This is a genomic window from Hydrogenophaga sp. (assembly GCF_026125825.1).
Classification (GTDB): Bacteria; Pseudomonadota; Gammaproteobacteria; order Burkholderiales; family Burkholderiaceae_C; genus Hydrogenophaga.
This window is the reverse complement of record NZ_JAHCKK010000161.1, coordinates 1-5149: the sequence shown is the minus strand read 5'-3', so window position 1 is coordinate 5149 and position 5149 is coordinate 1. Positions and strand designations below refer to the sequence as shown.

Genomic DNA, 5149 nt, shown 5'->3' with positions numbered 1-5149 from the left:
ACTGCGGCGGACCTGGCCGCAGCGCCGGCGCCGACAACGTCGCCAACACCAACTGTCACGCCAGCCTCCGATCGCCCGCCGACGCCCACGCCCTCGCCAAGCAGCTCTGGGTTGCACTGCCCGCCACCCAAGCCCAATGATGCCGGCGCCGCCTTCGGTGTTTCAAAGATGACCGTCACCCGCCATGCGACCCTGTGCACCGCTGGGTCGCCCTCAGAGTGGCGCCTATTCGTCGGCGTGGGCGACGCGCCGGAGCAGAACCCGAACGATGCACCCTGGATGCTGGCCGACGAGTACGGTCCAGCGTCGCAGTCCTACCAGCCCAGCTGCCGCGTGCTGTTCGGCGAATTGGCGGCCAATTCCCGAGCCATTGGCTGCGGTCAGCGAGGACGGTCGTCGGGGACACACACTCGCGCACACAACCAAACAGCCCTACCTTTCCAACGAGAGCGCGCGCACTTCCTCCTCCCGGCCTTGCTTCCGTCGTCTGGCTTCCGGCTACCGCTTCGGCTTCGTGGCGGAGGAAGCGCACGCAACGCGCCATGGCCGCGCGGAATGGCGACGGGGGCCGCTTCGCAGGCAAGAGCGCGCAGGGCCTTCTTTCGCCTTTTCGGGGCACGGTCGCCGACGCGGTCCACCACGGCACAGTTCTCCTCCGCCAATCCTCCTTCTGTGGGCGCGCAGAGAGATGGTAGGCGACGCCGTGTGCGCCGCGCTCGGCGGCTGTGCTGACGTGGGCGGTCTCTGCGCGCTTGCAGCTGCGAGGAGCGCGTACGACCAGTGGGCAAGAGATCGGGGAAGCGAGACGATCAGCATGCTTGTGGTGAGGGTCCGCAACTTGACGACGGCGATGGAGATGGCAACGCCGCAAGCAAACCTCGTCGTCAACACGGTCAGCCTCTGCCCCCACGCGGCGGGAGCGATTGTGGAGGCGGCCACTGCGGCAGACATGGTGGCTGCCACTCAAGATGTCGGTGAGGATGCTGGGGCGGGAGGCGCATGGTGCGGGATGGGCGCGATTGGCGCGCACCGTGTCCAACTGCTGCGCGGCGTTGTCCAGTCCATACCATGCTGGCGGAGGCGCTGCGTTCTGGAACGTGGCGCACAGACTCCACGGCCAAGGAGGCGCTCGTGCAGCTGGCGACTGCGGCGGGCGCTGATGGGCCGGTGTTGGTGGTCATCAGGAATGCTCCATCTGCGGCGCGGTGCCTACTCGAGGACGGGGCCAACGTGACTGCGGCATGGAGATGCGGTAGGCCGGGGAGGCGGGAGGCAGCGTTTCGTGCGCGTGGCGGTGGGGAGTCGATGGCATGAAAGCTAACGGGGCTGCCCGAGCATGATGTGTGGCCGCGCAGTTGTGCGGGACAGGCATCAGCAATGGCAACAGAGACCCGGCGGGAGCACCGTAGAGCTTGAGGACAGTGTGCGGAGCCTCGTGTCGACGGCGGGAGCGTCCGACGACGATGTCGAAAGAGCTGCGGCCGCTGTGCGTGCCTGCCCCGAGGCGGCGGGAGCGATTGCCAACGCGGCTACAGCGGCGGGCATGGTGAACACCGCAAGAGAGCACGGTGAGGATGTTGGGGCGGGGCACGCGCGGGGCGGGATGGACGGGATTGGCGTGTGCCGTGACGATGCCAACTGCTGCGCGGCGTTGTGCAGTCCGCGCCATGCTGCAGGCGGCGCTGCGTTCGGGAGCGTGGCGCACAGACCCCGACGCCAGGGATGCGCTCGGGCAGCTGGCCCGCTCAATTGTGCGAGATGCACAGCAGCGATGGCAGCAGGGACCCGGTGGAAGCACCACTGAGATCGCGGACAGCGTGCGGATCCTCGTGACGATTGCGGGAGCATCCGACGACGATACCAATTGCGTGGCGGCCACTGTTCGCGCCTGCCCCGATGCGGCGGGAGCGATTGCCGACGCGGCAACTGCGGCGGACATGGTGAACGCCGCGAAAGCACACGGTGAGGATGCTGGGGCGGGGGGGCACGCATGGTGCGGGATCGGCACGCACCGTGACGATGCCAACTGCTGCGTGCCCTTGTGCAGTCCGCGCCAGGCTGCAGGCGGCGCTGCGTTCGGGAGCGTGGCGCACAGACCCCAGGGCCAAGGGGGTGGATGAGGAGCTCATGCTGCTCGCGGCAAAGATGAGCGGATGTGACGAGAGCCTGCGACACGAGCTGGCTGCTCTTGCAGGTGTGGACGCGGGGATTGTCAACTGCTTCCTCTCCAACGGTGCGACGCCCGCGACAGACCTCGTGTACCAATTTGGTGAGCATGGAATGCCCAGTCCCCTCAATGGGCGAGGGTGCCCTGATGGGTGCCTGCGCGAGCGTGCGGCGCGCCTCGGGTACCCACGCAATGCCCTGCCGTCGCCGTGCGGACAGTGTACTCGCTGGCAATGAAGCTGGTGGAGCAGGCAGACCCCAGCAAGCGGTCGAAAGAGCTGGCCACGGTGATGACGAGCGCGGCGCGGATGCTCGGGGTCGGCGATGTGAGCGAGCTCGAGGAGGTCGCCCAGTACGTTCCTGACCTGACAAAAAAACTCCTGAAGCAGCTGGATGGCAATCTTCGCAACCTCCCAGATGTATTGAGGAACCTCCGTACGCTCGCTCGCGCGCCCGCGCGCATGCTCATCTTGCCTCGCCTTGCGAGAATCATGTCGCTGGCTGCCGTCGCGCCCGCGCCGCTGCAGGCGAACAATTGTCACTCGCCGCGACGACACTTGCGCCATACCGCAAGTTTGTGCAGACATCGCTGATCTCGCCGTCGACCGCCGATGCTAGCTGCTGCCTGAAGCCCAATTTCCCCGTATTCCCAAAGCCGGCGGCGAGCGTGGCGTGCCATCGGGCGTTCCTCGACTTCCTGACGCGATTCAACGATAGGCAAATCCCTGCGGAGTACGCGACGTGCGCGTCGCGGATCAAGACGGAGTTCGACCTCGCCAACAACGCTCCCTCAGGAGTACGCAGGCTCGAGGAGCACGTGTCCGCGAACGTGTGTGCTCTGCTGATCGAGCTGTGCTACAAGGCGCACCTGCCCCTGCTCTGTGTACACCAGCTGCCGACAGACGCTGCATCCTCAATGGCCCATCGAGCGGACATCGGCATTGTGCCTCGGGATGAGAATAGTGCCCAGCCCGACGACGACGGCTACCTGGGAGCGATTGAGGTGAAACTGAGCCCACAGGACGACGAGAAGACCAAGTTCCAATTGATGGGCTACCACGTCGGGATGCAGAAGACGTGGTCCGCCGAGGCATCGTTTCCCGTGTTCGTCGGTGCGGTCATCACGAGCGGGGGCCTGAGCGTGTATGGCGCTCTTGCCGAGCAGCAGCTGACGGGCAAGGGCACGTTCTCCCTGGCATGGGTGCCGCTTGCCAAGGTGCTGTGGGGTGCTGCCACGGCTGCACAAGGCCTCTACGCCTTCCTGACGGCCGTCGTGGACTGCGCGCAGTACCGGAAGAGACGGCTGCCGACGCGGCCCATTGAGCCGGATCCCAGGTATCATGTCTGGGAGGAGCTCAACACGAACGTCTTGGTCCTGCAAGGCGCGATGAATGCCCAGGAGAAGATCGTGTGCAAGGTGTACGACTACCACCCCCTCCTGCGCGATCACCCCGTGGATAAGAGTCAGCGTCGGCGGCCCAACATCGGCATCATTCGCCAGTATGCCGCGGGCTACCTGCGCAACGCGAGGCTTGAGACGTTCGGGCCGGATGTGCAGCTGCTCTACTACGACTTCATCGATGCGGGGGAACGTCCGCACTTCCCGTCCTCGTACAGGCACTTGGTCGCGGCGTGCAAGGCGCTGCGGGTGCTTCACAACGCCGGTATCGTCCATGGCGACATCCGCATCGCCAACATCCTCTACTACGGCGACAACCAGGCGGCGTTGATCGACTTTGACTTCGCGGGCAGGGCCGGCATCGACAGCTACCCGTTGACAATGGCGTCCATCCCCGAGCGCCATCCAGAGGCACGCGGAGGCGAATTGATGCAGAAGGCACACGACATCTACTCCATGTGGTTCGTGGTCAGCGTGCTCTGCGATACCGCGAGCGCAACCGCGGAGGACCGCCAGAGCCTGGCCAAGCTCATAGCCTGGCTGAATGAGCGCCAGCCGGCCATCCGACATCCAGACGACGCCACGAAGTGCATCAAGATGGGCATCCCAAACCGCCTGGCTGAGGACGCCGCAGCCACTTTCAAGAAGCGTCGGGTTTGAATAGAGCCGCCAGATCGTGAAATGAATTGGGCAATGCGCCGCAGCATGGCTCCGTAGCGCAGCCACGCTCCCCAGCCGCGCCCATCACCCGCCCCACCGCGCCGTGACAGAGCGGGAGCCGTAGCCCGCTCAGGCCACCAGCCCTGGCGGCATCGCGTCCCGAGCCTGGCAGAGTGTTGCCGGTGCATCGACGCGCGGATGCAATGGCAGGCTATGCCACGCCGGCCTTTATTCGCCATGCCCCTCATCGACGCGCAGGCTCGTCGCTATGTAGGCACACTCACCGTCACGAGCAGCAGGAGCTGGCCTTGGAGCATCTGCGGTTGCACGTGTCGAGCAGGTCAAAGGCAATGGGCTCCGTGACGCGGCTGTCGTGCCGGTAGTCGGGGTGGCTGCGGATAAACTCGCGCATCCACACGGCCGTGGTCGCAAGCGCTCCTGGCGTGCGCGCGTGGGCGTGTCAAGCGCAGACTCGCGGAGACGCGAGAGCCGCGGTGCCGCCACTCACCGGACGCGCGGCGCCGAATCAGGTCCAGGTAGCCCTGGATGGCGCATCGCGTCTCCACGTCGACGTCGACGGCGCCCAGGTACACGTCGATGAGCGGCAGGAGACCCGGGAACTCGCCCTGCTTGCCGTTGATGATAGCGTCGAGCGTCATGGGCGGGCAGGGATCCGCGCCGCACGCATCAGGCGCGGCGCGCGGGCAGGATGGCAGCGAGCTCTCCATGTCCTGGCCGCGCGGATCAGCGTCGGTCAGGCGCTGAAATGGCGCGCGCCTGCACGACGCGGACAGCGGCGTGCCTGCGGGACAATGTGCTTGCGAAAGTAGAACAGGGCGTGGCGCGCGGCGTCCCGACCCTGCATGTGCGCGTGAACCTTGCACGCTAAGGAGCCCGCGCGCAGCCAATCCTGAAAGCATCGCC

General features: G+C 66.1%; 2 protein-coding genes. Both read left to right on the top strand.

Going from position 1 to position 5149, the window contains the following annotated elements; genetic code table 11:
- Positions 1 to 2399 precede the first annotated feature (2399 nt).
- Positions 2400 to 2759, top strand: a complete 360-nt coding sequence (locus KIT86_RS24080; RefSeq protein WP_297403113.1) for a hypothetical protein — start codon at positions 2400 to 2402, stop codon at positions 2757 to 2759.
- The gene (locus KIT86_RS24075) at positions 2702 to 4225 is read left to right on the top strand and encodes a hypothetical protein (RefSeq protein WP_297403112.1); all 1524 of its coding nucleotides are present in this window, start codon (positions 2702 to 2704) and stop codon (positions 4223 to 4225) included. The genes KIT86_RS24080 and KIT86_RS24075 overlap by 58 nt, the downstream gene beginning before the upstream one ends.
- Positions 4226 to 5149 lie beyond the last annotated feature (924 nt).